At 61.4% G+C, this 22,320-nt stretch carries 23 protein-coding genes, 1 tRNA gene and 1 pseudogene; 11 read left to right on the top strand and 14 right to left on the bottom strand.

The annotated features are described in order from the left end of the window. Positions 1 to 7: 7 nt before the first annotated feature. From QD408_RS16885 to QD408_RS16865, 5 genes are all read left to right on the top strand, one after another. Positions 8 to 184 carry a hypothetical protein gene (locus QD408_RS16885; protein ID WP_414140089.1) on the top strand — a complete coding sequence of 59 codons (177 nt, stop codon included), beginning with the start codon at positions 8 to 10 and terminating at the stop codon, positions 182 to 184. A gap of 4 nt (positions 185 to 188) precedes the next feature. Then, on the top strand, positions 189 to 1,142 hold the full coding sequence (xerD, locus tag QD408_RS16880; protein ID WP_414140088.1) for a site-specific tyrosine recombinase XerD: 954 nt from the start codon (positions 189 to 191) through the stop codon (positions 1,140 to 1,142). A 63-nt stretch (positions 1,143 to 1,205) separates the two neighbouring features. After that, on the top strand, positions 1,206 to 2,159 hold the full coding sequence (locus QD408_RS16875; RefSeq protein WP_414140158.1) for an acetyl-CoA carboxylase carboxyltransferase subunit alpha: 954 nt from the start codon (positions 1,206 to 1,208) through the stop codon (positions 2,157 to 2,159). A gap of 197 nt (positions 2,160 to 2,356) precedes the next feature. Then, positions 2,357 to 3,589 carry a L,D-transpeptidase family protein gene (locus QD408_RS16870; RefSeq protein ID WP_414140087.1) on the top strand — a complete coding sequence of 411 codons (1,233 nt, stop codon included), beginning with the start codon at positions 2,357 to 2,359 and terminating at the stop codon, positions 3,587 to 3,589. A gap of 5 nt (positions 3,590 to 3,594) precedes the next feature. Continuing rightward, complete coding sequence (locus QD408_RS16865) at positions 3,595 to 3,819, top strand: sulfurtransferase TusA family protein (RefSeq protein WP_088682904.1); 225 nt, start codon at positions 3,595 to 3,597, stop codon at positions 3,817 to 3,819. On the opposite strand, the gene QD408_RS16860 is transcribed toward QD408_RS16865, so the two are convergent. Both QD408_RS16860 and QD408_RS16855 read right to left on the bottom strand, forming a co-directional pair. After that, a complete protein-coding gene (locus tag QD408_RS16860) occupies positions 3,816 to 5,003 on the bottom strand; it encodes a CobW family GTP-binding protein (protein ID WP_414140086.1) in 1,188 nt (395 codons plus the stop codon). The genes QD408_RS16865 and QD408_RS16860 overlap by 4 nt on opposite strands. A 29-nt stretch (positions 5,004 to 5,032) precedes the next feature. Then, on the bottom strand, positions 5,033 to 6,169 hold the full coding sequence (locus tag QD408_RS16855; protein ID WP_414140085.1) for a D-alanyl-D-alanine carboxypeptidase family protein: 1,137 nt from the start codon (positions 6,167 to 6,169) through the stop codon (positions 5,033 to 5,035). A 158-nt stretch (positions 6,170 to 6,327) separates the two neighbouring features. Between QD408_RS16855 and QD408_RS16850 the strand changes: the two genes are divergently transcribed. The 3 genes and pseudogenes from QD408_RS16850 to QD408_RS16840 all read left to right on the top strand — a co-directional run. After that, positions 6,328 to 7,491: a M20 aminoacylase family protein gene (locus QD408_RS16850; protein WP_414140084.1), complete on the top strand. Its 1,164-nt coding sequence runs from the start codon at positions 6,328 to 6,330 to the stop codon at positions 7,489 to 7,491. A 157-nt stretch (positions 7,492 to 7,648) separates the two neighbouring features. Next, a tRNA-Arg gene (locus QD408_RS16845) sits at positions 7,649 to 7,725 on the top strand. Between the two features lie 428 nt (positions 7,726 to 8,153). After that, positions 8,154 to 8,333 (top strand): annotated as a pseudogene (locus QD408_RS16840) (IS481 family transposase); the annotation flags it as partial. Positions 8,334 to 8,614: 281 nt separating this feature from the next. On the opposite strand, the gene QD408_RS16835 reads toward QD408_RS16840, so the two are convergent. From QD408_RS16835 to QD408_RS16825, 3 genes are all read right to left on the bottom strand, one after another. Then, positions 8,615 to 9,577, bottom strand: coding sequence for a sterol desaturase family protein (locus QD408_RS16835; RefSeq protein ID WP_088682909.1), 963 nt, complete (start codon positions 9,575 to 9,577; stop codon positions 8,615 to 8,617). Between the two features lie 846 nt (positions 9,578 to 10,423). Next, entirely contained in the window at positions 10,424 to 10,669 is a 246-nt protein-coding gene (locus QD408_RS16830) for a DUF982 domain-containing protein (protein WP_088682910.1), read from the bottom strand. Between the two features lie 94 nt (positions 10,670 to 10,763). Then, positions 10,764 to 11,282, bottom strand: a complete 519-nt coding sequence (locus QD408_RS16825) for a DUF2937 family protein (RefSeq protein ID WP_088682911.1) — start codon at positions 11,280 to 11,282, stop codon at positions 10,764 to 10,766. 147 nt (positions 11,283 to 11,429) lie between these two features. Between QD408_RS16825 and QD408_RS16820 the strand changes: the two genes are divergently transcribed. Beyond that, positions 11,430 to 11,690, top strand: a complete 261-nt coding sequence (locus QD408_RS16820) for a hypothetical protein (RefSeq protein ID WP_088682912.1) — start codon at positions 11,430 to 11,432, stop codon at positions 11,688 to 11,690. 116 nt (positions 11,691 to 11,806) lie between these two features. Continuing rightward, positions 11,807 to 11,959, top strand: coding sequence for a hypothetical protein (locus QD408_RS16815; RefSeq protein ID WP_190237458.1), 153 nt, complete (start codon positions 11,807 to 11,809; stop codon positions 11,957 to 11,959). A 47-nt stretch (positions 11,960 to 12,006) separates the two neighbouring features. Here the strand turns inward: QD408_RS16815 and QD408_RS16810 are convergent, their stop codons facing one another. Further along, positions 12,007 to 12,297: a BON domain-containing protein gene (locus QD408_RS16810; RefSeq protein WP_088682913.1), complete on the bottom strand. Its 291-nt coding sequence runs from the start codon at positions 12,295 to 12,297 to the stop codon at positions 12,007 to 12,009. 61 nt (positions 12,298 to 12,358) lie between these two features. After that, positions 12,359 to 13,009 (bottom strand): hypothetical protein, encoded by a 651-nt coding sequence (locus tag QD408_RS16805; RefSeq protein WP_088682914.1) that lies wholly within the window; start codon positions 13,007 to 13,009, stop codon positions 12,359 to 12,361. A 377-nt stretch (positions 13,010 to 13,386) separates the two neighbouring features. On the opposite strand from QD408_RS16805, the gene dxr reads away from it, so the two are divergent. Continuing rightward, positions 13,387 to 14,577 carry a 1-deoxy-D-xylulose-5-phosphate reductoisomerase gene (dxr, locus tag QD408_RS16800; protein ID WP_414140083.1) on the top strand — a complete coding sequence of 397 codons (1,191 nt, stop codon included), beginning with the start codon at positions 13,387 to 13,389 and terminating at the stop codon, positions 14,575 to 14,577. 17 nt (positions 14,578 to 14,594) lie between these two features. On the opposite strand, the gene QD408_RS16795 is transcribed toward dxr, so the two are convergent. The 7 genes from QD408_RS16795 to QD408_RS16765 all read right to left on the bottom strand — a co-directional run. Further along, positions 14,595 to 15,680, bottom strand: coding sequence for an ABC transporter ATP-binding protein (locus QD408_RS16795; RefSeq protein ID WP_414140082.1), 1,086 nt, complete (start codon positions 15,678 to 15,680; stop codon positions 14,595 to 14,597). 11 nt (positions 15,681 to 15,691) lie between these two features. Continuing rightward, entirely contained in the window at positions 15,692 to 17,614 is a 1,923-nt protein-coding gene (locus QD408_RS16790) for a glycoside hydrolase family 127 protein (protein WP_414140081.1), read from the bottom strand. A 19-nt stretch (positions 17,615 to 17,633) separates the two neighbouring features. Further along, complete coding sequence (locus tag QD408_RS16785) at positions 17,634 to 18,497, bottom strand: carbohydrate ABC transporter permease (protein WP_088682918.1); 864 nt, start codon at positions 18,495 to 18,497, stop codon at positions 17,634 to 17,636. Further along, positions 18,494 to 19,411, bottom strand: a complete 918-nt coding sequence (locus QD408_RS16780) for a carbohydrate ABC transporter permease (RefSeq protein WP_414140080.1) — start codon at positions 19,409 to 19,411, stop codon at positions 18,494 to 18,496. The genes QD408_RS16785 and QD408_RS16780 overlap by 4 nt, the downstream gene beginning before the upstream one ends. A 79-nt stretch (positions 19,412 to 19,490) precedes the next feature. Continuing rightward, entirely contained in the window at positions 19,491 to 20,729 is a 1,239-nt protein-coding gene (locus tag QD408_RS16775; RefSeq protein ID WP_088682920.1) for an ABC transporter substrate-binding protein, read from the bottom strand. A gap of 54 nt (positions 20,730 to 20,783) precedes the next feature. Further along, positions 20,784 to 21,761, bottom strand: a complete 978-nt coding sequence (locus tag QD408_RS16770; protein WP_088682929.1) for a LacI family DNA-binding transcriptional regulator — start codon at positions 21,759 to 21,761, stop codon at positions 20,784 to 20,786. A 357-nt stretch (positions 21,762 to 22,118) separates the two neighbouring features. Further along, the coding region (locus QD408_RS16765) for an aminotransferase class I/II-fold pyridoxal phosphate-dependent enzyme (RefSeq protein ID WP_414140079.1) at positions 22,119 to 22,320 on the bottom strand (202 nt) is incomplete at its 5' end.

Genomic DNA, 22,320 nt, shown 5'->3' with positions numbered 1-22,320 from the left:
TTGCCGGATGCCGACCCTGTTCCGTTTCCTGTTCTTCTGCGCGATCCTCGCCGGGACGGTCTACGGAGCGATGTGGGCGCTTGTGACCTTCGTCGAGCCGCAGCAGCGCGACGTCACGATCCGCATTCCGTCCGAGCGGGTCAACCCGCCGGCGACGGGCACGATCGACCCGACCAGGAAGTGAGAACATGAGGGATCTCGGCCGCGTCCATGTGGAATCCTTTCTGGAAATGATGAGCGCCGAGCGCGGCGCGGCCGCCAACACGCTGCAATCCTATGAGCGCGACCTCGACGACGTCAGGTCCTTCCTGAACGGCCGCAGCATAAGGCTCACCGAAGCTGCCTCCGCCGATCTTGCCGCCTATCTCTCCTCGCTCGCCGGCCAGGGCTTCAAACCCTCCTCGCAGGCGCGCCGGCTTGCCGCCATGCGCCAGTTCTACAAGTTCCTCTACGCCGAGGGCCTGCGCACCGACGATCCCACAGGCGTTCTCGACGCGCCGAAGAAGGGCCGCCCCCTGCCGAAGACGATGGGCGTCGAGGAAGTCAGCCGACTGCTTTCCCAGGCGCAGGCCGAGGCGGACGATCCGGCGGCCGGCCAGCTGCAGCGCCTGCGCATGCTGGCGCTTCTTGAGCTGCTCTATGCCACCGGCATGCGCGTCAGCGAGCTCGTTTCGCTCCCCGCCCGCGTGCTCGACCAGGAGGGCCGATTCCTGATGATCCGCGGCAAGGGCAACAAGGAACGGCTGGTGCCGCTGTCGCACTCGGCGATAGCAGCATTGAAATCCTACGGGCGCCGGATGGCTAGGGAAAACGCCGCCGCCAAGGAGCCGCAGGAAAGCCCCTGGCTGTTTCCCGCCGCCTCCAGGGAAGGCTACCTGCCGCGCCAGGTTTTCGCCCGCGACCTCAAGAATCTGGCGATCCGCGCCGGCCTGACGCCGTCGATGATCTCGCCGCATGTCATGCGCCACGCCTTTGCAAGCCATCTGCTTGCCAATGGCGCGGATCTGCGCGTCGTGCAGGAACTCCTCGGCCATTCGGACATTTCGACCACGCAGATCTACACACATGTGCTCGAAGAGAGGCTGCAGCAGCTCGTCCAGACGCATCACCCCCTTGCCAAACAGGCGAAAAAGCACGAATAGGACCGGCGACAAGGGGTGGAGCCAGGAAAACGCCCCGTGGCACAAGGAACGGAAACGCACCTCATGCACAATTATCTCGACTTCGAAAAGCCGATCTCCGACCTCGAAGGCAAGATCATCGAGCTGAAGAAGCTCGCAACGGAAGACGAGAGCATCGATACCACCGATGAAATCGGCCGGCTGGAGGTTCGCGTCCGCGAGGCGATCGTCGAAATCTATTCCAAGCTCAATGCCTGGCAGAAGACGCAGGTCGCCCGCCATCCGCAGCGCCCGCATTTCTTCGATTACGCCAAGACGCTGTTCCAGGAATTCACGCCGCTCGCCGGCGACCGCAAGTTTTCCGAGGATGCCGCGATCCAGGCGGGCCTTGCCCGCTTCCGCGGCCAGCCCGTCGCCGTCATCGGCCAGGAAAAGGGCAACGACACCAAGAGCCGCCTGAAGCACAATTTCGGCAGCCCCCGCCCGGAAGGCTACCGCAAGGCGATCCGCATCCTTGAAATGGCCGATCGTTTCGGTCTGCCCGTCATTTCGCTGGTGGATACGGCAGGCGCCTATCCCGGCGTCGGCGCCGAAGAGCGCGGCCAGGCCGAGGCGATCGCCCGCTCGACGGAAATGTGTCTCGGCGTCAAGGTTCCCCTCGTTTCCGTCGTCATCGGCGAAGGCGGCTCGGGCGGCGCGATCGCGATCGCTACCGGCAACCGGGTCTATATGCTCGAACATTCGATCTACAGCGTCATCTCGCCGGAAGGCGCGGCCTCCATCCTCTGGCGCGATTCCACCCGCGCCCGCGAGGCGGCGACCAACATGAAGATCACCGCCGAAGACCTGAAATCGCTCGGCGTCATCGACGGCATCATTTCCGAGCCGCTCGGCGGCGCCCATCGCGATCCCGACAGCGTGATCGCCGCGACCGGCGACGTGATCGCCAACGCGCTCGGCGAAATGGCATCGCGCTCCGGCGAGCAATTGCGCAACGAGCGGCGGCAGAAATTCCTCAATATGGGCCGTAATCTGTAGGGTAAGAACTGACGTCTCGTCGATTGGGGCCAAATCTTGGCCACATTGTTGTTATCTTTAACATTCGCGCTTGCAGGGGCGTCCCGGGCACGTCATAGGCTGTTAAGAATTTGTGAAGTATAAGCCGCTTATGATTCCGTTTCGTACCCGGACTCCATAGGCGGACCGGGTCGCATCATCTTTATGGGCTAGTTTGAATGCGCATACGTCATTTTGCCTATGTCTCCCTCATGGCGCTGGCTCTGGCCGGCTGCAACGACACGTTGGAGACGGCGCAGGTCGATCTTTCCAAGGTCAAGAACAAGGTCGAGCAGCCGCTTCCCTCCCATATCCTCACCGCCATGGCCGCCAAGGGCATGGACCGCAATTCGCCGATCATGATCCGCATCTTCAAGGAAGAAGGTGCCATGGAGATCTGGAAGGCGAAGGCCGACAACCGTTTCGACAAGGTCGCCGATTACAAGATCTGCGCCTGGTCCGGCCGTCTTGGCCCGAAAGTCAAGACCGGCGACCGGCAGGCGCCGGAAGGCTTCTACGAGTTGACGCGCGCCAACCTGAACCCGAACTCGAAATATTATCTGGCGATCAACACCGGCTTCCCGAACCGCTACGACGCGGCGAACGGCCGCACCGGCTCCGACCTGATGATCCATGGCGCCTGCTCGTCGTCCGGCTGCTATTCGATGACCGACCAGCAGGTGCTCGAGATCTACGCCTTCGCCCGCGACGCCTTCAAGGGCGGCCAGTCGACGGTGCAGCTGCAGGCCTTCCCCTTCCGCATGACGGCGGAAAACATGGTCAAGCATCGCCTCGACCCGAGTTACGACTTCTGGAAGATGCTGAAGGTCGGCTACGACAATTTCGAAGTGACGAAGCGCCCGCCCGAGGTGAACGTCTGCGAGAAGAAATACGTCTTCAACCAGCAGGCAACCGATGGCGGCGCCTTCAACGCCGCCGGCAAGTGCCCGGCCATGTCGACGCCGCCGGCGCTGACGGCCGCCCTTGCCTCCTACGGCAAGACCTATGACGCCGACTATGCCAAGGCGATGAGCAAATATGACGGCATGGCCTGGTACGACCCGTCCGAGGCCGAGCGCAAGGCCGTTGTCGCCAAGCTGCGCAAGGGCCGCGAACTCGCCTTCGCGCCGACAGGCACGTCGCTCGAAGCCGGCCGCATGGTCAAGGTCGCCGAACTCGAAGACCTGATGGTCAAGCGCACCGCCCAGAGCCTCACCGCCAATTCCGCAGCGGGCGCCACGCCCGCGGCACCAGCCCAGCCGCAGCCGCAGGCAACGGCAGTTGCCGCCGCGACACCCGCTGTCGTGCCGGTGCCGACGCAGAACCCGCTGGCCTACACGGCGCCCGAACCGCAGGAAACGGCGGACGCCACGGCAAAGAAGCCGTTCTGGAAGTTCTGGGCGCGGAACTGAGCGGCTTGCCCCCCGTTCTCTACGACCTTCGCGGCCTGAAATGCCCATTCCCCGTGATCAAGACACGCAAGAAGCTTGCCACCATGGCAAGCGGCGCACTCATTCGCGTCGACACCACAGATCCGATGGCTGTGATCGACATGCCGCATTTCTGTAATGAGGACGGCCACGAACTGGTCGAGACGGAAAAGACCGAAAACGGTCACCGTTTCCTGATCCGCAAGCGCTAAATTCGCAACCCCGGAATGGCGAGCGGATTGTCCGACAGCGCCTGACGGTCCGGCCTGTCGATGCGCGGCTTGCCGAGGAATGCATCGAAGAGATCCTTGACGAAAGCCTCCGGCAGGTCCTTGGTGATCAGCACCATGCGCGTGCGCCGGTCTTCCCCCGGCCAGGCGACAAGCCGCACCGGCGGATGAAAGATGCTTTGGACGCCATGCAGCACCAGCGGCCGGTCCGGCCGGTCGGAAACGGAAACGATCGCCTTCATCCGCAGCAGCTTCTCGCCATGGGCCGAGCGCAGGAGATCGATGAACATGTCGAGCGCCATCGGATCGATCGGCTTCTCCTCGATGATGGAGAAGGAGCGGATCGACGCATCGTGACGGTTGACGTCGTGCGGGTCCTGGTCCTCATGGCCGTGATGATGATGATGGTGGTGGTGGTGACCATGGTGTCCATGATCGCCACCGTGATGGTGGTCTTCATCACGACCATGGTCGTGATGGTGATGCGCCTCATGCGCATCCTCGTCCTGCAGCCAGCGGCCGACATCGGCGATCTTCGTCGCCGGATCGTAAAGCCCGTTGACCAGCACAGCTGAGGTGCCCGCCTCGGCGCCATCGGCATCCATGATCGCGGCACGCGGATTGAGCGCACGCAGGCGCCTTTCCAAGGCCTCGTCCTGCTCGGCTATCGACTTTTTCGAGATGATCAGCCGGTCGGCGACTGCCGCCTGCTTGCGCGCTTCCTCGTGATTGTCGAGCGTCTGCAGCCCGTTCACCGCATCGACGACCGTGACGACGCCGTCGAGATCGAAATTGGTGGCGATGACGGGATTTCCCATGATCGCCTGCATGACCGGCGCCGGGTCGGCAAGGCCTGTCGTCTCGATGACGACGCGCTTCACCGGCTTGACGCGGCCGGTCTGCACGGCATCCATGAGGTTCGCCAGCGTATCAACGAGCTCGCCGCGCACGGTGCAGCAGAGGCATCCGTCAGACAGCTCGATGATCGAATCGCCGGAGCTTTCGACCAGGAGATGGTCGATGCCGACATCGCCGAATTCGTTGATGATGACAGCCGCATCCTTCATCGCAGGATCTTTGAGGATACGGTTGAGCAGCGTCGATTTTCCGGCGCCGAGAAAGCCGGTCAGGATGGTGACCGGAATCCTGTCGTTGAGCCCGCTCATGTTACGTTACCTCAGGCAGCCAATCTATCTTAGAAGGTTGTCGCAGGGCGCGGCAGCGGCACCGGCACATTGGCGATCGTTCCTGCCGCATCGCCGCGCGCCATCTTTTCCGGCTTCTGAGCCGGTTGCGGGTCCTGCCCCGGAATGAGGCCGGCAAAGACGAATTGCGGCTCGTGATCCATTTCCTGGATATAGGGCGACTGCACCTTCATGCGGCCGACCTCGTCGCGCGTCTCGCTGCGGATCTTGGCGCCCTTGGCGCTGCAGATATCGGCGGTGATGTCGGCAACCTGATCCTGTCCCGGCCCGTAAGGCTTCAGCGAGCCTAGCGTGTCGCCGTTGGACGGCTGCGTGGTGAAACCCTTCTGCAGGAGGTTCGCCGTCGCGTCGGCGCGTGCCGCAAGGCTGTCCGTGCCGAGCACGACGGAGACGAGCGTGCGGCCGTTGCGCGTCGCCGAACCGATCTGGTTGAAGCCCGAGGCACAGATGAAGCCGGTCTTCATACCATCAGCGCCGGCGAAACGGCCGATCAGCATGTTGAGGTTCGGCACGTTCTGCTGGCCGGTGGTGAACCCCTCGAGCGAGAAATAGCCGGCATATTGCGGAAAATCGCGGCGCAGCGCCACCGTCAGCACGGCAAGATCGCGCGCCGTCGTATATTGGCCCTTGCCGGGCAGGCCGTTCGGGTTGACGAAATGCGAATCGGTCATGCCGAGCTTCAGCGCCTCGCCGTTCATGCGCGTCACGAAGCCTTCCTGCGTGCCGCCGACGGCTTCGGCGACCGCAACGGCGATGTCGTTGGCCGACTTCACCAGCAGGATCTTCAGCGCGCTGTCGAGCGTCAGCTTCTGGCCCGGCTTGAAATACATCTTGGCGGCCGGCTGCGCGGCGGCGCGCTTGCTGATGACGATGGGCGTGTCGAGGCTGATCTGACCGGCGCGGATCGCGTCGAAGACGGTATAGACGGTCATCAGCTTGGTGAGCGAGGCCGGATACCATTTGCGGAAGGCTTCTTCATGCTCGAGCACGCGGCCGGTCTGCACGTCGACGAGAATATGCGGATTGGCCTCAGCTAGCGGAACGGAGGCAAATAAACCGGCAGTCGCGGCGACTAGGAAGCTAAACGGCCGCACTGCGGCAAATAAACCAAAGCGGCTCGTCGACACGGCTCATCCTTCAGATATCAGGAAATCTCGAAAGCTTCCCCTATCTAGCCTATATGGCTATGACATGGCAAAGGTCATTGACGAAGTAATTTGCATGAGCCTCACGCCCTTGTGAAGCGATCAACGATTGCCGGGATTTTCATAACAGGAACGCCAATATGCCGATTTTGAACAGAGCCGCCGAATTGCAGGACGAAGTCGCCGAATGGCGCCGCCATATCCACGCCCGGCCCGAGCTTCTTTTCGCGGTGGAAAACACGGCCGCCTTCGTGGCCGAAAAGCTCAAGGAATTCGGCGTCGACGAGATCGTCACCGGCATCGGCCGCACCGGTGTCGTCGGCCTGATCAAGGGCAAGGGCGAAGGCAGCCGCACGATCGGCCTGCGCGCCGACATGGACGCCCTGCCGCTGACCGAAATCACCGGCAAGCCCTGGGCCTCGAAGACGCCGGGCAAGATGCATGCCTGCGGCCATGACGGCCACACCGCCATGCTGCTCGGCGCGGCGAAATATCTGGCCGAGACCCGCAATTTCAACGGCAATATCGCCGTCATCTTCCAGCCCGCCGAAGAAGGCGGCGGCGGCGGCAACCTGATGGTCCAGGACGGCATGATGGAGCGCTTCGGCATCGAAGAGGTCTACGGCATGCACAACCTGCCCGGCCTGCCTGTGGGACAGTTCGCCATCCGCAAGGGCGCCATCATGGCGGCGACCGACGAATTTACGATCACCATCAAGGGCCGCGGTGGCCACGCCGCCCAGCCGCACCGCACGATCGACCCGATCGCCATCGGCGCCCAGATCGTCACCAACCTGCAGATGATCGCTTCGCGCACGATCGATCCCCTGGCCTCGGTCGTCGTCTCAGTCACCAAATTCAACGCCGGCTTCGCCCATAACGTCATTCCGAACGACGCCACCTTCGCCGGCACGGTCCGCACCCTCGATCCCGATGTCCGAACGCTCGCCGAGACGAGGCTCAGGCAGGTCATCGAAGGCGTGGTCGCGGCCCACGGCGCGGAAGCCGAGATCAGCTTCCACCGCAACTATCCCGTCACCATCAACCACCCTGACGAAACTGAACATGCCGTCGCCGTCGCAAGCGCCATCGCCGGTGAAGCCAACGTCAACCCCGAGATCGATCCGATGATGGGCGGCGAGGATTTTTCCTACATGCTGAACGCGCGCCCCGGCGCCTTCATCTTCATCGGCAACGGCGACAGCGCCGGCCTGCACAACCCGGCCTACGACTTCAACGACGAAGCCATCGCCCACGGCATCTCCTACTGGGTCCGCCTCGCCGAACAACGCCTCGGCGCCTAAAGCGCGCCGCGATCTTTCAGATTCGCTTCTCGCGCTTTCGATTTTTGTTTTACGCATGTCGTTACCGCAAAACCGCCGCACACTTTTGCGCGACATGCATTGGCAATAATTAAGGCTTGGCTTCGCGCCAAGCCTTTTGTATGCATGGCATGCAAGTGGTCCCGTAGCTCAGCAGGATAGAGCACCAGATTCCTAATCTGGGGGTCGCGCGTTCGAATCGCGCCGGGATCACCAGTGAAATCAACTAGTTACCCGCTCAAAGCTCATGTCGCAGTCATGTTGCAGCCACTTCCCTTGATTTCCAAGCGTTTCAAATGAGTAGCGGCGAATCCATGCAACATGGACTGCAACATGCGACACGATCTGCGGGGAGGTTTAGGATGGCTTTCAAAGATCTACCGCCAGAGGGCCAGGAAGCCATGCTCAACTTGGTGCGGGCCTAGCCCGGAGACGGGCGCGTCTGGACTACGCGAACGAGCTCGCCAGACTTAACGCACTGCCCGATCTACCGAACACTGAAGGCGACGAACCTATAAGACCCCGGTCGACTAAGCCCTTCCAAATTTCTTATGGCACGACGCCGCTTTGGCTGAGCCGTCCTAAGATGAATCGTATCTTGTGCTCTGACACCAAGGCGGCTTGGACTAGAGTGTCTCCGGAACGACGATCACGCACAACTCAAAGAGCATCTCGCCGACTTCATCAACGCCTACAATTTTGGGCGCAGGCTCAAGCCATTAGAGGGCCTCACACCCTACGAGTTCATCTGCAAACGGTGGACTTCCGAGCCAGATCGATTCATCCTCGACCGTATCCATCAAATGCCGGGACTAAACAGCTAGGGAGCGCTCAAAAAAACAGATTTCTCTGTCGCCCGACTCCGTGTTCAAGCTGATAAACAACGCTGTATCCCGCGCTCTACTCAAGTTTGTTCGCGACGATATAATTTCGGCGATGTGCCTGGCTGTCGTGGACGGGCAATTGTTTATCGAGAATATCGGTAAGGAAGCGAGCAAATTTGTCGTGCCTACAATCGCGAGTACGACCACTTCGAGGCTACGGAGCTAGTTCGTGGATTCCGGAAAGCTGCCGCTTATCACAACAGAGAGATGCCAGCTTCGCGCTATCGGCGTTGTTCCGAGCCCGACAGCCCCTGCGGCGAGGCAGGTTTTCCGCTTATGCGGCTTATGCCGCACTTGGCCTTGGCAGCTTGCCACGCGCGTTGGAAGAAACGGATTTCTGTGGCGATGGTTTCGCGGAACGGATCGGTTTGGTTGAAGTAGTCGCGGTCCAGACCGAGCTTTGCACCATCTGCATCGCCCTTGTAATAGGTGCCGAACAAATGATCCCAGATCGGGAAATAATTCGCGAAATTCTTGTCGTGATGTTCCGGCACTCGGGAGTGATGGATGAAGTGGTCGCGTGCTGACTGGATCACGTACTTGCCAAACCAGCCATGCCAGGGAATGGCACTGTGCTTGACCAGACCAATGGCGCCAAAGGTGATGGTCACGATGGCGAATTCGGCCGTTGGCAGGCCGATTAGCAGCGCCGGAACGACCATAATGGCGATGTTTATGGCCTTCTCCAGCGGATGCTCCCGCGACGAAGTCAGCGCGTTGAACTCTTCGGCTGCGTGGTGAAATTCGTGCAGCCGCCATAGTACGGGCAGCCGGTGCATCAACCGATGCTGCCAGTAGCTCAAGAAGTCTGACAGCACCAGGAACAAGAGAACATGTGCCCAGCCTGGCAGCATCCGGGCAAGGTCCAGGTGGGGGGCATCCTGAGCCGCGTGGGTGATGGCATAGGACAGACCAAATGATGCGAGCGCCGCGAATAGCGTAATCATTCCCGTCGCCTGAAGGACGAAATAGACGAGGTCGGTGATTGTGGATTTGCTGCGCTCGAAGAAAACCCGACGGAACCCGGAATTGCCGAACCCCACATAGGTGAGTTCCACCGCGAAAACCGTCAGAACCAGGCCAATGGAAATGGCGAAACTGAGCGCCATTGCCTTACCATTCAGATAGTAAGTGTTGTAAAAAAAGCTTCCAAGCTTGTGCAGGCAGTATTCGACCAGCCCCATGGTTTGCTCCAAACACGAACCCGTATATCTTAGTCCTGACGATGCGCTTATTGCGAGATTGCTCAAAGGACGATCGGGGCGTCCTTTTGATGTATTACCGGCGGTGGAAGTGCAGTCCCGGAGGCATGCAGGAGGGTCGAGGAGCACTGCGAAAAAACTACAACTGACCGAAAGGCTCATAAAAAGAACTATCAGGTGGGGAACAATACGCACGGAAGCTGGCGCTGAAAAAGGGATTGAGGGTAATTTCAGCGGTGCGGTAGACCGTACGCCATCGCACCGCCCGCTTGTGGTGTGAGTAGGTCCTCAGTACGAGACCGTACGTGGAACCTTACCAATCCCATCTCGTTGTGTCAGTAGGAAAGCACGGGTGTCCTCCTGTGCGTTCCGTCTTTACCAAAGACCTTGCCCCGTCTCGGCGGGGCCTTTTTTAGCGAACGGAACCACGCAATCGATCAGTTGATCTTTAGCCAGTGCCGCAGCCAAGCCACAGCTTCGTCGCTCATCCATGTGATGATAGCGCCTGTCGTCAAGCCCGCAATAGCGATAAGAGCTGAGATGCCGTAGCCGATCATCTTTATGCGTTTCCAATCCTCAAGGGCGGCACTCTACCATTGCGATGACCATGGATACCTATGGTCACCTGTTCCCGAAGACCGACGACGCCGACGAATTGGCCGCAGCCGGGGCGGTATTTCTTGCGTGACTGCAACATGAAACGCATCCCCTGCGCCGCAAGGATTCGTATCGGTTTCCTAATCTGGGGTCGCGCGTTCGAATCGCGCCGGGATCACCGGTCTTCAAGTGCTGGGCAGATGGAAGCGGATTGCCGTTGGTAGCTTGAGCTCATTCCTTCATGGGAATCCCAGCTTCAATCGCAGCCTCTATGAAAGCCTGCCGCGCCTCTTCCCGGCTTCGTTTCCCGGACATGACATCCGCGCAAACGGCGCAAGCGCGATCCAGGGCGGGACCCTCGTCTGTCGGCCAGTCTTCAATCAACGCCCATGTTGCAGCCTGGGTGGTTTGGATCACCACCCATTGATCCGGCCCTTCAAGGGCGATCGTTACCGGCTTTTTCCAAATGGTTTGCATTGTCTTTGGCCTTCCTCGCGTGCTGCGGGAGTAGTTAGAATGACCGGCCTCGTTTTGCAAATCGGTGCCGAGCGACGTTGCCTCCCGTGCTGACTTACGGCGCCTGGCGATAGGCTCGTCGCCGCCTCGCAACCCGTCGCGCGCCCAATCCCAGCACCGCCGCGACGGCCCACCCGCCGATAAATCCGATCGCACCCCAGACGAAACCCGCAAAGCTCACCGGCACGCCGGGCACGAAATCGCGCCAGGTATTGGCGAAGACGACGTCATCGGCATTGCGCAACAGCACGAAAGGTTTTGCGACGGGAGCGGCGGTGCCGAGTTTCAGCTGCTGCGACAACAGCGTTTCGTAGCGCGTGATCGTGTTCTGCATCGAGACCCCGCGGTCGCGCAGGAAATCGTCGGAGGATTGCGCATAGGCGTTGAGCGCCTGCTGGCGGTCGAGATGGTGCTGGGCGGCCTGGGCATTGAAGTCCTCGACGATGACGCGCAACTCGTCGAGCGCACCGCCGATCCGTTGGCGGTATTGCTGCGCAAATTCCGGCGCCTGCGAGAAAATCGTGCCGCCGGCAAGCCCGGCGGTGATGGCGACTATTCTTGCAATCGGTCCCATGATCGATGCCTCCGGCTATCCCCTGCGCTAACGAGCGGGCGGACGAAAGGTTTCTCCGTTCGACACAATCGGTAACGCTATGTGATTGAACCGACATTGCTTCCGGCGAGTTGATGGCGTGACCAACTGAGAAAAGAGAGGCTCGTCATGAAACAGCTTATCCTCGCCTGCACGCTCGCCGCAGCGTCCGTCTTTTCCGCCATGCCGTCTCAGGCGGCCAGCGTCACCATCACGACGGACGACGCCCGTCCCTATTACGGCGATTCCGAACGCCCGTACTATCGTCATCGTCCCTACTATCGCCATCATGGCATGACGCAGCGCGTATCGCGCGATTGCTTCACCAAGACGGAAAAGATCCGCCGTCACGGCCATACGGTCATCAAGGAAACCCGAATCTGCCGATAGGACAACCCCCTGCATGAAAGCCCGGCCGATCCTCCCCGGCCGGGCTTTTCATCTGATTTCGCCATCAGGAACTTCGCGATATCAACCGCGTTTATCGCGAAACAGGAGTATCGATCATGCGTATCAAGATGACTCTTCTCGCGATCGGCTACGTCGCCGTCAGCGCCCTGCTGCTGGCGATCGCTCATCAGCCGCAGGGGCCGGTCACCACTGGGAAGACCGACCGATTGGCGGGGTCGTCCTTCCTCGTCGAGCGCTTCGCCGGCTGATCAGCGCCGGCTTGGCCGGCGCTCGATATGCGCTTCATGCGCTGATATCAATGTGGGTCGCCGACGGAAGGCCCGCCCAGCAGAATCCGGTTCTGTACCGCATTGACGCCTTCGACGGCCCTGGCGACCGCGGTTGCCCGTTCGATCTCGCCGACCGTACCGACGGTGCCGCTCAGCAGGACCTGACCATTTTCCATCGTCACCTCGACATCCGACGCATCGATACCGCCGGCGATCGCCAGGGCGTTGGCGACTGCGGCTTCCACCGATGCACGATTGGCGATTTCCAATTCCATTTCAGGCTCGAGCCCGTGAAATGTCGGCTCTTTGAAAACCATCGTCCATTCCTCCGTAAAACCTGAGGAAGAAACGCCACCGGCCCCGTTTGGTTTCGTGGCGCTACCACCGCACGCGATAGCGCAGATTGACGCCGCCAGTCTCGGCGGGCGAAAACGGATTGCTCACCGAGGCATCGAGGTTGAGGTTCGGCAGGATGGCCTGGTTGACCGCGACCGTGCTCGAAAAGTCGCCGCTGGCGTTGCTCACGCCCGCACCCGCCGAAAGCGAGGTCCCCGTCCAGGGATAGATGAGTTTCAGCGCCTGCGACGCCGTCACCGAGGACTGCCTGGTATCGACCGGGTCGTAACGGACGCTGACGGAGCGGCTCGACTGCATGTCGAGCGAATCCGACAGTATCCAGCTGCGCGAGCGGCTGAGCGTCAGGGCGCCGCCGCCGCGCAGCGTATCGACGCTCACCTTCGCGCCCTGCTGCGATTGGCCCGCCGGTGTGACGGTTGTCCTGCTGATCCTGCCCCAGAGCATCGCCTGTTCGGAATCGGGCAGCAGCGCGCCGCCCTTGGTCGAGGCGAGGGCGAGATCGGCGCCGGCGCTCGTTTCCCACTCCGCCGGCAGACGAAAACCCATCGTCGCCTTGTAGGACCGGTCGGAGAGCTTGGCCGGCGACCAGATCAATAGGTCGTCCGCCTTTGCAACCGCCGTGACCGAAAAGAAAATGGTAAAAAGGGTGAGTGCTGTTTTGAATATCGTCATGACATCCGATGTTTGATTCGATAGAGCGCCGCCGCGCCGAAACCGACGCGGCAACGCACATGAAAGCGCGCAGCGAACACGATGAGGGATCGCGGCCAAGCCGCCCATCCCGGTTTCATCCTCGATTTAATGTTCGGCCGGAAAGGCCGGGGCACTCGAGTGCCTGTTCTCAGGACGCCGCAGCACCCCGATTTCCATGCGGCCGTAACCGGCCGCGGCGGAAGCTTGATTCCTCTCGGAATGTCATAAGGATCACATCCTGACGGCGCTCTGTAAACCCCTCAAAGGCCGGAAATCTGCTGCACCGCACACTTGCCGCTCCTTCCAAAGCCTAGTAGAGCCTGGGCCTACGAGAGAAATTTTTCGCGAAATACCACATGATAACAGGCAACACCGCGCCGCGGCGCCTCAGCATCTTCGGCTCGACCGGGTCGATCGGCCGCAACACCCTCAATGTCGTCGAACATCTGGGCGGACGGGAGATGTTCGAAATCTCCGTTCTGACGGGCAACGGCAATGTCGAGCTGCTGGCCCGGCAAGCCAAGTCCTTCGGCGCGCGGTTGGCGGTCACGGCGAACGACCGGCATTACGAATCCCTGAAAAACGAACTTGCGGGCAGCGGCATCGCCGTCGCGTCGGGAAAATCCGGCCTCCTGGAAGCGGCCGACCGCGAAGCCGACTGGGTAATGGCGGCAATCGTCGGCACGGCGGGTCTCGCGCCGACGCTCGCAGCCGCAAGGCGCGGCGCCGATATCGCCCTTGCCAACAAGGAATGCCTGGTCTCGGCGGGCGATCTCTTCATCAAGGCGATCCATGAAGGTGGCGGCAGGCTGCTTCCGGTCGACAGCGAGCATAATGCGATTTTCCAGGTGCTGGAAGAAAATCAGCGCCACGCCATCGAGCGGGTGATCCTGACGGCATCGGGCGGCCCCTTCCGCACCGCATCTCTGGAGGAAATGGCAGGCGTAACGGTGGAAACCGCGCGCGCCCATCCGAACTGGTCGATGGGGTTGAAGATTTCGATCGACAGCGCCTCGATGTTCAACAAGGCGCTGGAGATGATCGAGGCCCGCCACCTTTTCGGCCTGAAGCCCGAGCAGATCGAAGTCATCTTCCATCCGCAGTCGATCATTCATTCCATGGTCGGTTATACCGACGGCTCGGTTCTGGCTCAGCTCGGCGCGCCCGATATGCGCACCGCCATCGGCTACGCGCTGTCCTTTCCGCGCCGGCCGAACCTGCCGATCGAAAGGCTGGATTTCGCCAAGCTCGCGCGGCTCGATTTCGAGGCGCCCGACGAGCGGCGCTTTCCGGCTCTGCGGCTTGCGCGGCTTGCAATGACGCGCGGCGGTGTTCAGGGCGCGGTTCTGAACGGCGCCAAGGAAGTGGCGCTCGAAGCCTTCATCGAGAGACGGCTGTCCTTCCTTGCCATGGCCGACATCACCGAAAGGGTCATGGACGATCTCGCCCACCTGCCGCCGGCAGCCGGCATGGACGATGTCTTTGCCGCCGACAGGCAGGCTCGGCAAAGAGCGGCCGAACTCATGAAGTTGGATGCCGCCGGCTGACGATCCCGGCGGGGCGATTACCGCAGCCGCTTGCCGCCTTCATCGAACAATCTGCAATCCGATGGCTCGAACAGCAGGCTGACTTCTTCGCCCGCCGCAATGCTGACCGGTGAACGATGCTCGACGGTCAGCGACTGGCCGTCGGCCAGCTGGCAATAGAGATATTGCGTTCCCCCGAGATATTCGGAAAAATCGACCCTCGCCGTCAGTCTGCCCGACTGGCCGGACGCCACCTTCAGATGCTCCGGCCGCAGCCCGAGCGTCACGGCGCTTGCCGCCGGCCCGTCTGTCCTGGCTAAGCCGCTTTCGATACGAGAGCCGGCGACTTCGACAAGGCCTTTCCCGCTCCAGCGGGCGTTCAGCAGGTTCATCCGCGGCGAGCCGATGAAGCCCGCCACAAAAGTATTGGCGGGATCTTCATAGATTTCCCGTGGCGTTCCCGCCTGCTCGACACGGCCATCGCGCAGCACGACGATCTTGTCGGCGAGCGTCATCGCCTCGGTCTGGTCGTGCGTGACATAGATCATCGTATTGCCGAGTTCGCGGTGAAGGCGGGCGATCTCAATGCGCATGGAAACGCGCAGTTCCGCATCGAGATTGGAGAGCGGCTCGTCGAACAGGAAGACGTCGGGCTTGCGCACGATCGCCCGGCCGATCGCCACGCGCTGGCGCTGGCCGCCGGAGAGCTGCCCGGGCCGCCGGTCGAGAAGATGGTCGATCTTCAGGATCGCGGAAGCCGCCGTGACGCGCGTCTCTATGTCGGCGGGACTGGTGCGCGCCATCTTCAGCCCGAAGGCCAGGTTGTCGCGCACGCTCATATGCGGGTAGAGCGCGTAGGACTGGAAGACCATGGCGATGCCGCGCTCGGACGGATCGAGATCGGTGACGAGGCGTCCCTTGATCTCGATCTCGCCATCGGTCACGTCCTCCAGGCCGGCGATCATGCGAAGCAGCGTCGATTTTCCGCAGCCCGAAGGGCCGACGAAGACGACGAATTCGCCTTCAGCAATCGTCAGGTCGATCCCGTGGACCACCTGCAGACTGCCATAGCTTTTCCGCACGTCCTGGAGCACGACGCTCTTGTTACCCATACCGTTCGTCATCCCCAAGCGACCTATTTGCCCGACTGAACCCAGACGAGCATCTCTCCGGGCGCGCGGTTGTCCCAGAGATGATAGGGCACGAAACGCGCCATGGCGACCTGCCTTTCAGCCGGCGCCCCGCGATAAAGCGGCGTGCCCCAGCCCGACGTTTCCTCGCGCTGGACCTTGAGATCGAGGGCGACGGCATCGTTGAGCTCCTTCAGCACGACGGTTTCGGCGGCCGGCAGTTCGCGGGGCAGCACGATGGCGTTGAGGTCTTCACCATTATCCGTCGTTTCCACGCAATAGACGAGCGGGCCGCGCATCAGTGCAACACGGCCGGCATCCTGGCGCACTTTCGGATTGGCATATTGCGGGCGCAGCGCCAGCGGCACGGAAAGGGCGATGCGGTCGCCGTCCGCCCACTCGCGATCGATCCTCGCATATCCGTCGCGGAGATGAGCGCCGAGATCGAGCATTTCACCGTTGACGCTGAGGGTTGCACCTTCCGCCCAATCCGGAATGCGCAGCGACAGCGCGAATCGAGCCGGCTTTCCCAGCCTGGTGGTGAAGGCGACGGCGCCATCCCACGGATAGTTGGTGGCCTGCTCCAGCGTTACCTCGGCGCCGTTGGCAAGCTTCAGCCGGGTGGTGCTCTCGCCATAGAGATGCACGGCGATCTCATCATCGGCAACGGCATACATGTATGAGCCGATCGAAGTCACCAGGCGCGCGATGTTCGGCGGGCAGCAGGGGCAATGGTGCCATTTCCAGCGGTGGTGCTTGCCGGCACTTTCGAGCGGATTGTCGTAGAAGAAGGTCTTGCCGTCCGTGGAAAGGCCGGGCAGCGCGCCGTTATAAAGCGCCTGCTCCATGATGTCGGCATAGCGCCGGTCCGGCCCGCGCCCGAGCATGCGGCTTGCCCAGAAGACCAGGCCGACGGAAGCGCAGGTTTCCGCATAGGCCGTATCGTTGGGCAGGTCGTAATAGTCGGTGAAGCCTTCGTTGGACGCGGCCGGGCCGATGCCGCCGGTGATATACATCTGCTTGGTCGTGAGATCGTCCCAGAGCGTTTCCAGCGCCGCCGTCAGGCTGTCGTCCTTATATTCGGTGGCGATGTCGGCCATGCCGGAATAAAGGTACATGGCGCGCACGGCATGGCCGACGACCTTCGTCTGTTCACGCACCGGCTGGTGCGCTTGCCCATATTCATAGGTCTTCTGATGGAAGTCGGCAGCGCTCCGGCCGTCGCGAGCGGCCTCGGCCGTGAAGAAATGCGGCTCGGTGCCGCGCTCGTCGATGAAGAATTTCGAAAGGTCGAGATATTTCTTCTCGCCGGTCACACGGGCGAGCTTGACCAGCGCCAGTTCGACTTCCTCATGGCCGCAATAGCCAGGAATCTGGCCCTCGCCATGGCCGAACACCTTGATCATGTAATCGGCATAACGGCACATGATGTCGAGCAGCTTGCGCTTGCCCGTTGCCTGATAATAGGCGACGGCGGCTTCCATGAGGTGGCCGGCGCAATAAAGCTCGTGATGATCACGCAGGTTGGTCCAGCGCCGGCTTGGCTCCACGCGCTGGAACCAGGCGTTCAGATAGCCGTCCTCGTCCTGCATCTTCTCATACATGTCGATGATCTCATCAGCGCGCGCCTCCAGCTTCGGGTTCGGCCGGCGATAGAGCGAATAGGCGATCGTCTCGATCGACTTGCCGAGATCGGAATCCCAGAACATCTGCGTCGTCCCGCCCCATGGCTGAATGGGAATGACGACGCCGGGGCTCGGCTGGCTGACATCGATCGCCTTGAGCATGCCGGCTTCGACGCAGCGGTCGAGCAGGGTCTCAGCGGTCGAATTACAGACGGCATCCTGCCATTTGCCCCAGAACCCGCCGAGTTCGACATCGGGAACGGCGACAGGACGAAACTGGCGGTCATTACGTGAGTTGGTCATGGGCTCTACCTTCTTGGGATCATTTCACCGCGCCGGCCATCAGCCCGCGCATGTAGTAGCGTTGCAGGAGCAGGAAGACGATCAGGCAGGGGATCGTCATGACGACGACGCCGGCCTGCACCGCTCCCCAATTGATCGCACCGAGCCGTCCGGCGCGAACCGCTGTCATCAGCACCGGCAGGGTGTATTTCTCATTGCTGGAGAGCAGCACGAGCGCGGCCAGAAACTCGTTCCAGGCATTGAGGAAGGCAAAGATCGCGACCGTGGCGACACCCGGAAGCACCAGCGGCAGGAGAACCCGCGCCAAGAGCCTCAGATCGCGCGCGCCGTCGATGCGCGCGGCCTCCTCGATTTCCTTCGGTACGGCGTCGAAGGCGTTGCGCATCATGAAGACGGAGAAGGGCAATTGCAGCGTCACATAGACGAGCGTCAGCCCGAGCAGCGAATTGTTGAGGCCGAGCTTTGCCAGGATGATGAAGAGCGGCGTCAGGATCGACTGGAACGGGATCATCAGCGTCGCAATGATCAGCACGAAGAGCGCATTCTTCATCGGGAACCGGTAACGCGAGAAACCGTAGCCGGCGAGCAGGCTGACGAGAACGGTGAGCACCACGGTGGCGGCCGAAACGAACAGCGAATTGATCATATGCTGCCAGATGCCGGCGCCGAACGTATCGAGCAGCGCATAGGCATCGAAGCTGACGCCCGATGTCGGCCATGGCGGCAGGGGCGGCAGGCTGGCCTCGGCGCCCCGCCGGAAGGAGGCGAGCAGCGTGATCACGAAGGGCGCGAGAAAGAAGATCGAAATGGCGATGCCGGTGACGTGGTAGGCCGATTTCGCACGGATGGCCTTGCGTGCGCGGCGCTCTCTTGACGTGGTCATGGGCGCTCCTCCCCGACACGAAGCAGCCAGAGTTGCACGATGCTGATGGCGACGAGGATGGCGAGAAGCGCGATCGAAAGTGCTGCGCCATAGCCGAGATTGAAGGAGACGAAGGACTGGTTGAAGATGTAGTAGACCACCGAGATCATCTTGTTCTGCGGCCCTCCCGACGTCATGATGTAGAACTGGTCGAAAGCCAGGATCGAGCCGGTGACGGAGACGATCAGCGCCAGCGCGATCGTCTTGCGCATCAGCGGCAGCGTCAGATGCCGGAAGCGCTGCCAGCGGCCGGCGCCGTCGATGCGGGCGGCCTCCGTCAATTCCGACGGAATGGCCTGAAGCCCGGTCAGAAGAATGATCATGGTGAAGCCGGCGATCTTCCAGACGACCATCACCACGATCGTCAGAAAGGCGGTGTCGAAGGTCGCAAGCAGGTTGGGGCTTTTTTCGACAAGACCGAGCGCTCTCAAGGCCGGGCCGATGAAGCCGCTGTCGACATTGGCAAGCCAGACCCAGAGCAGCGAGGCTGTGGCAAGGCCGACGACGACGGGCAGGAAGATGATCGTGCGGTAAGCGCTGACGAACTGCCGTTCCTTTTCGACGAAGATCGCCAGAGGAAAGGCGACGGCGAAGATCGCGATGGTGACGATCACGGTGTAGTAGGCCGTGAAATTCAGCGCCGCCATGAAGCGGGTGTCGTTGAACATGCGGAAATAATTGTTGAAGCCGATCCAGCGCGACGCCCCCATCAGCGGCCAGTTGTGAAGGCTCATCCATCCCGTGAAGAGAACCGGCATGACGAAGAAGACGATCACCAGCGCCATGGCAGGCGCGATGTAGAGAGGGCCGCGCCAGTTCGATTTGCGCCGCCGCTTTCGCCGAGGCAATAGGATATTCGAACCGGAACCGGTCATCGAAACACTCCGCATCTGTCCATTGAAGTGAAGTTGGCCGGGAAGCTGCCACCGCTCCCCGGCCGCGGCCTTGGGAGAGTTATTGGCCGCTATCGATGATCGACTGCATTTCCGACTGGGCGCTGGAGAACGCACCGTCGACGTCGTCGCCGAAGATCGCGGCGTTGGTAAAGGTTGCCCAGGGACCGTTGGCGCTGTTGATCAGGTCGTTGAACTGCAGCGTATAGGGCGTCTTGGCCACACTGATCGCCTTGAGGCCGACCTGCATGCGCGGGTCGAGACCTTCGAGCACCTTGTCGGCGATGTCGCCGCGTGTCGGCAGGCTGCCATATTTAGCCATGACCTTCTGGCCGTCTTCCGAATAGATATATCCGAGGAAGTCCTTCACCGCGTCGATCTTCTTCGTGCCCTTGGTGATGACGAAATTGTCGCCGCCGGCAAAGGACGACGGCTTTCCGTCGACGCCGGGGATGAGGGTCACGCCGAAATTGATCTCGGGATGCTGGGTCACCAGCGTGCCGATGGCGAAGGCGCCAAGACTTTGCTGGCCGATCTTGCCGTTGGTAAAGGTCAGGAAGTTCGTGCCGTTGTCGCTGGCAGCACCCGCCGGCACGAGGTCCTTCTTGACCATGTTGCGGTAGATGTCGACAGCCTTGCGCATCTGGGGCGTATCGAGCGTCGCCGTCTTGCTGTCGGCCGACAGGATGTCGGCGCCCGCCCCCCAGGTGAGCGGCGTGAAGGTGAAGATCATGCAGCCGCCGCAGCCGCCGCCGGAGAAATAGAAGCCGTAGGTGTCGTCACCGAGCGCCCGGATCTTCTCCGCATTGGCGGTGATTTCCTCCCAGGTCGCCGGCGCCTTCTCCGGGTCGAGGCCGGCCTTCTTGTAGAGATCCTTGTTCCAGGCAAAGACCGATGTTTCCACAGAGAGCGGCAGGCCGTAGATCCGGTCCTGATAGGTGCCGAGTCGGACATGCGACGGCGAAAGCGAGTTGAAATAGGGCAGCGACTTCGCCCAGTCCGTCAGATCTTCCAGCTGGCCGGCCGCGGCAAAGGCGGGATTGTAGATGAGGTCCATCGAGAGCGCGTCGGGCGCCTGTCCGCCGGCAATCGCCGTCGCATATTTCTGCACCAGTTCGGAGAACGGCACCTCGGTCACCACGACCTTGTTCTCATGGCTGGAATTATAGGATTCGACGACCTTCTTGAAGGAGTCGCCGATCCCCGTGCGAACCCACATTTCGACGTTTTCGGCGGCCGATGCAGCCGACACCAGGCACAAGGTAGCGATGCCGGTCGCCGCCAATAGACGCTTGATCATGACACTCCTCCCAATATGGCGCATCTCCTTGCGCCTTTGCTCATTTCCCTGATCTCATTCTTCGGGGGGCTTACCCCCGCATGACCGCCGGACGACGAGCCGGCAGGGCAATTTCCTCACTCCCGGCTCGACAGGCCGTCCTTCCGCAAGCGCCAGCACCGTCAATCCGGCCTGCCGCCCGAGCTCCTTCAGCTCCATATCCACCGTCGTCAGCGGTGGCCGCGTCTGGGCTGCGACAATCTCCCAATTGTCGAAGCCGATCACCGAAACGTCCTGCGGCACCTTGATGCCGCGCTCGCGCAGCGCATCCACCGCTCCGCGGGCGATTTGGTCGTTGCCGCAGAAGAGCGCATCCGGTTTTTCTCCCGGCCTCTTCCAAAGCTGTTCGACCGCGTCATGCCCCCAGCTTTCCGACCACACGCCGTAGAGCACCGGTTCGCGATGACCTGCGACTTCGTGATAGGCGCCGGCACGTTCCCGCACCGAGAAGAAATCCTCCGGCCCGGTGATGTGGGCAATCCGCCGCCGCCCGACCTTCACGAGCCACTCGACAGCCAGTCTCGCACCCTGTTCGTCATCCGAACGGAACGTAACGCTGTTCTGCGTCCCCTCCGTGAAGGCGTAGACGACGGGCACATGCAAATTCGACAGATCGACGGGCAGACGCCTGTCCAGCCGCTTGCCGGTCGCGATGATACCGTCCACCTGCTTGTCCAGCATCGCATCGACATGGGTCTGAGCGAGCGCCGGATCGTCTTCGATGGCGCACAGGAAAACCGAAACGCCATGATCGACGAGAGCATCCGAAATGCCCGCCATCACAGGCAGCGTAAAACGGCCGTAAGTGTCGTTCGTCAGCAGCCCGATGGTGAAACTGCGCTTGCTGAGAAGACCTCTCGCCAGTGCATTCGGCCGATATCCGATCTCGCCGGCAATCCGTTTCACCCGCTCGCGTGTTTCCGCCCCCATCCGGCCGGTGTCGTTGAGCGCCTTCGACGCCGTCGAGATGCTCACCCCGGCAGCCGACGCCACCTCATGGATGGTGATCCTGCCTCTTTTTCCTCCCGAGATGTTCAGGCCTTCCTCCTTCTGAAGTGGCTTGAGAAAAGCTTTTACCAATCTCTCTGTCAAGTGAGAAAAGGTTTTCTCATGCAATTCGAAAGATGGAGCGACGAGACGTGGACCGCAGGGAGGAGGCATGGGAAAGCCGGCGCGAATCCAGGAGACAGGATTGCAATGCGTCATTCGTCCGCGCAACGGCAGACAATCTCAATGCAAAGCACAGATAACCATTATCTGGCTAATGGACGAGGAACAAAACCAATGGCCGTCAGAACCTCCGACGGAGGTTCTGATTCGCGGGTTAGAACCCAGGTGATCGTTGAAAGATCAGGCGACGTGCCTTGCCAGCGCGCAACGCGACCAGAGCGAATGCAGGGCGTCGACGAGATGGGCGATATCGGCGTCGGAATGCAGCGGCGTCGGGGTGATGCGCAGCCGCTCGGTCTTCTTCGGCACGGTGGGATAGTTGATCGGCTGGACGTAGACGCCGCAATTGTCGAGCAGCAGATCGGAGATCCACTTGCACTTG

The sequence above is a fragment of the Rhizobium sp. BR 249 genome (assembly GCF_047445895.1).
Classification (GTDB): Bacteria; Pseudomonadota; Alphaproteobacteria; order Rhizobiales; family Rhizobiaceae; genus Rhizobium.
This window is presented reverse-complemented; position numbering and strand designations above follow the sequence as displayed.

Coding starts and splice junctions, on each gene's coding strand:
- QD408_RS16805 (WP_088682914.1), bottom strand. CDS start 13,009: ATGACGATATTCAAAACAGCACTCACCCTTTTTACCATTTTCTTTTCG.
- QD408_RS16830 (WP_088682910.1), bottom strand. CDS start 10,669: ATGCAAACCATTTGGAAAAAGCCGGTAACGATCGCCCTTGAAGGGCCG.
- QD408_RS16885 (WP_414140089.1), top strand. CDS start 8: ATGCCGACCCTGTTCCGTTTCCTGTTCTTCTGCGCGATCCTCGCCGGG.
- QD408_RS16795 (WP_414140082.1), bottom strand. CDS start 15,680: ATGACGAACGGTATGGGTAACAAGAGCGTCGTGCTCCAGGACGTGCGG.
- QD408_RS16875 (WP_414140158.1), top strand. CDS start 1,206: ATGCACAATTATCTCGACTTCGAAAAGCCGATCTCCGACCTCGAAGGC.
- QD408_RS16775 (WP_088682920.1), bottom strand. CDS start 20,729: ATGATCAAGCGTCTATTGGCGGCGACCGGCATCGCTACCTTGTGCCTG.
- QD408_RS16780 (WP_414140080.1), bottom strand. CDS start 19,411: ATGACCGGTTCCGGTTCGAATATCCTATTGCCTCGGCGAAAGCGGCGG.
- QD408_RS16850 (WP_414140084.1), top strand. CDS start 6,328: ATGCCGATTTTGAACAGAGCCGCCGAATTGCAGGACGAAGTCGCCGAA.
- QD408_RS16825 (WP_088682911.1), bottom strand. CDS start 11,282: ATGGGACCGATTGCAAGAATAGTCGCCATCACCGCCGGGCTTGCCGGC.
- QD408_RS16870 (WP_414140087.1), top strand. CDS start 2,357: ATGCGCATACGTCATTTTGCCTATGTCTCCCTCATGGCGCTGGCTCTG.
- dxr (WP_414140083.1), top strand. CDS start 13,387: ATGATAACAGGCAACACCGCGCCGCGGCGCCTCAGCATCTTCGGCTCG.
- QD408_RS16820 (WP_088682912.1), top strand. CDS start 11,430: ATGAAACAGCTTATCCTCGCCTGCACGCTCGCCGCAGCGTCCGTCTTT.
- QD408_RS16785 (WP_088682918.1), bottom strand. CDS start 18,497: ATGACCACGTCAAGAGAGCGCCGCGCACGCAAGGCCATCCGTGCGAAA.
- QD408_RS16860 (WP_414140086.1), bottom strand. CDS start 5,003: ATGAGCGGGCTCAACGACAGGATTCCGGTCACCATCCTGACCGGCTTT.
- xerD (WP_414140088.1), top strand. CDS start 189: ATGAGGGATCTCGGCCGCGTCCATGTGGAATCCTTTCTGGAAATGATG.
- QD408_RS16810 (WP_088682913.1), bottom strand. CDS start 12,297: ATGGTTTTCAAAGAGCCGACATTTCACGGGCTCGAGCCTGAAATGGAA.
- QD408_RS16815 (WP_190237458.1), top strand. CDS start 11,807: ATGCGTATCAAGATGACTCTTCTCGCGATCGGCTACGTCGCCGTCAGC.
- QD408_RS16790 (WP_414140081.1), bottom strand. CDS start 17,614: ATGACCAACTCACGTAATGACCGCCAGTTTCGTCCTGTCGCCGTTCCC.
- QD408_RS16835 (WP_088682909.1), bottom strand. CDS start 9,577: ATGGGGCTGGTCGAATACTGCCTGCACAAGCTTGGAAGCTTTTTTTAC.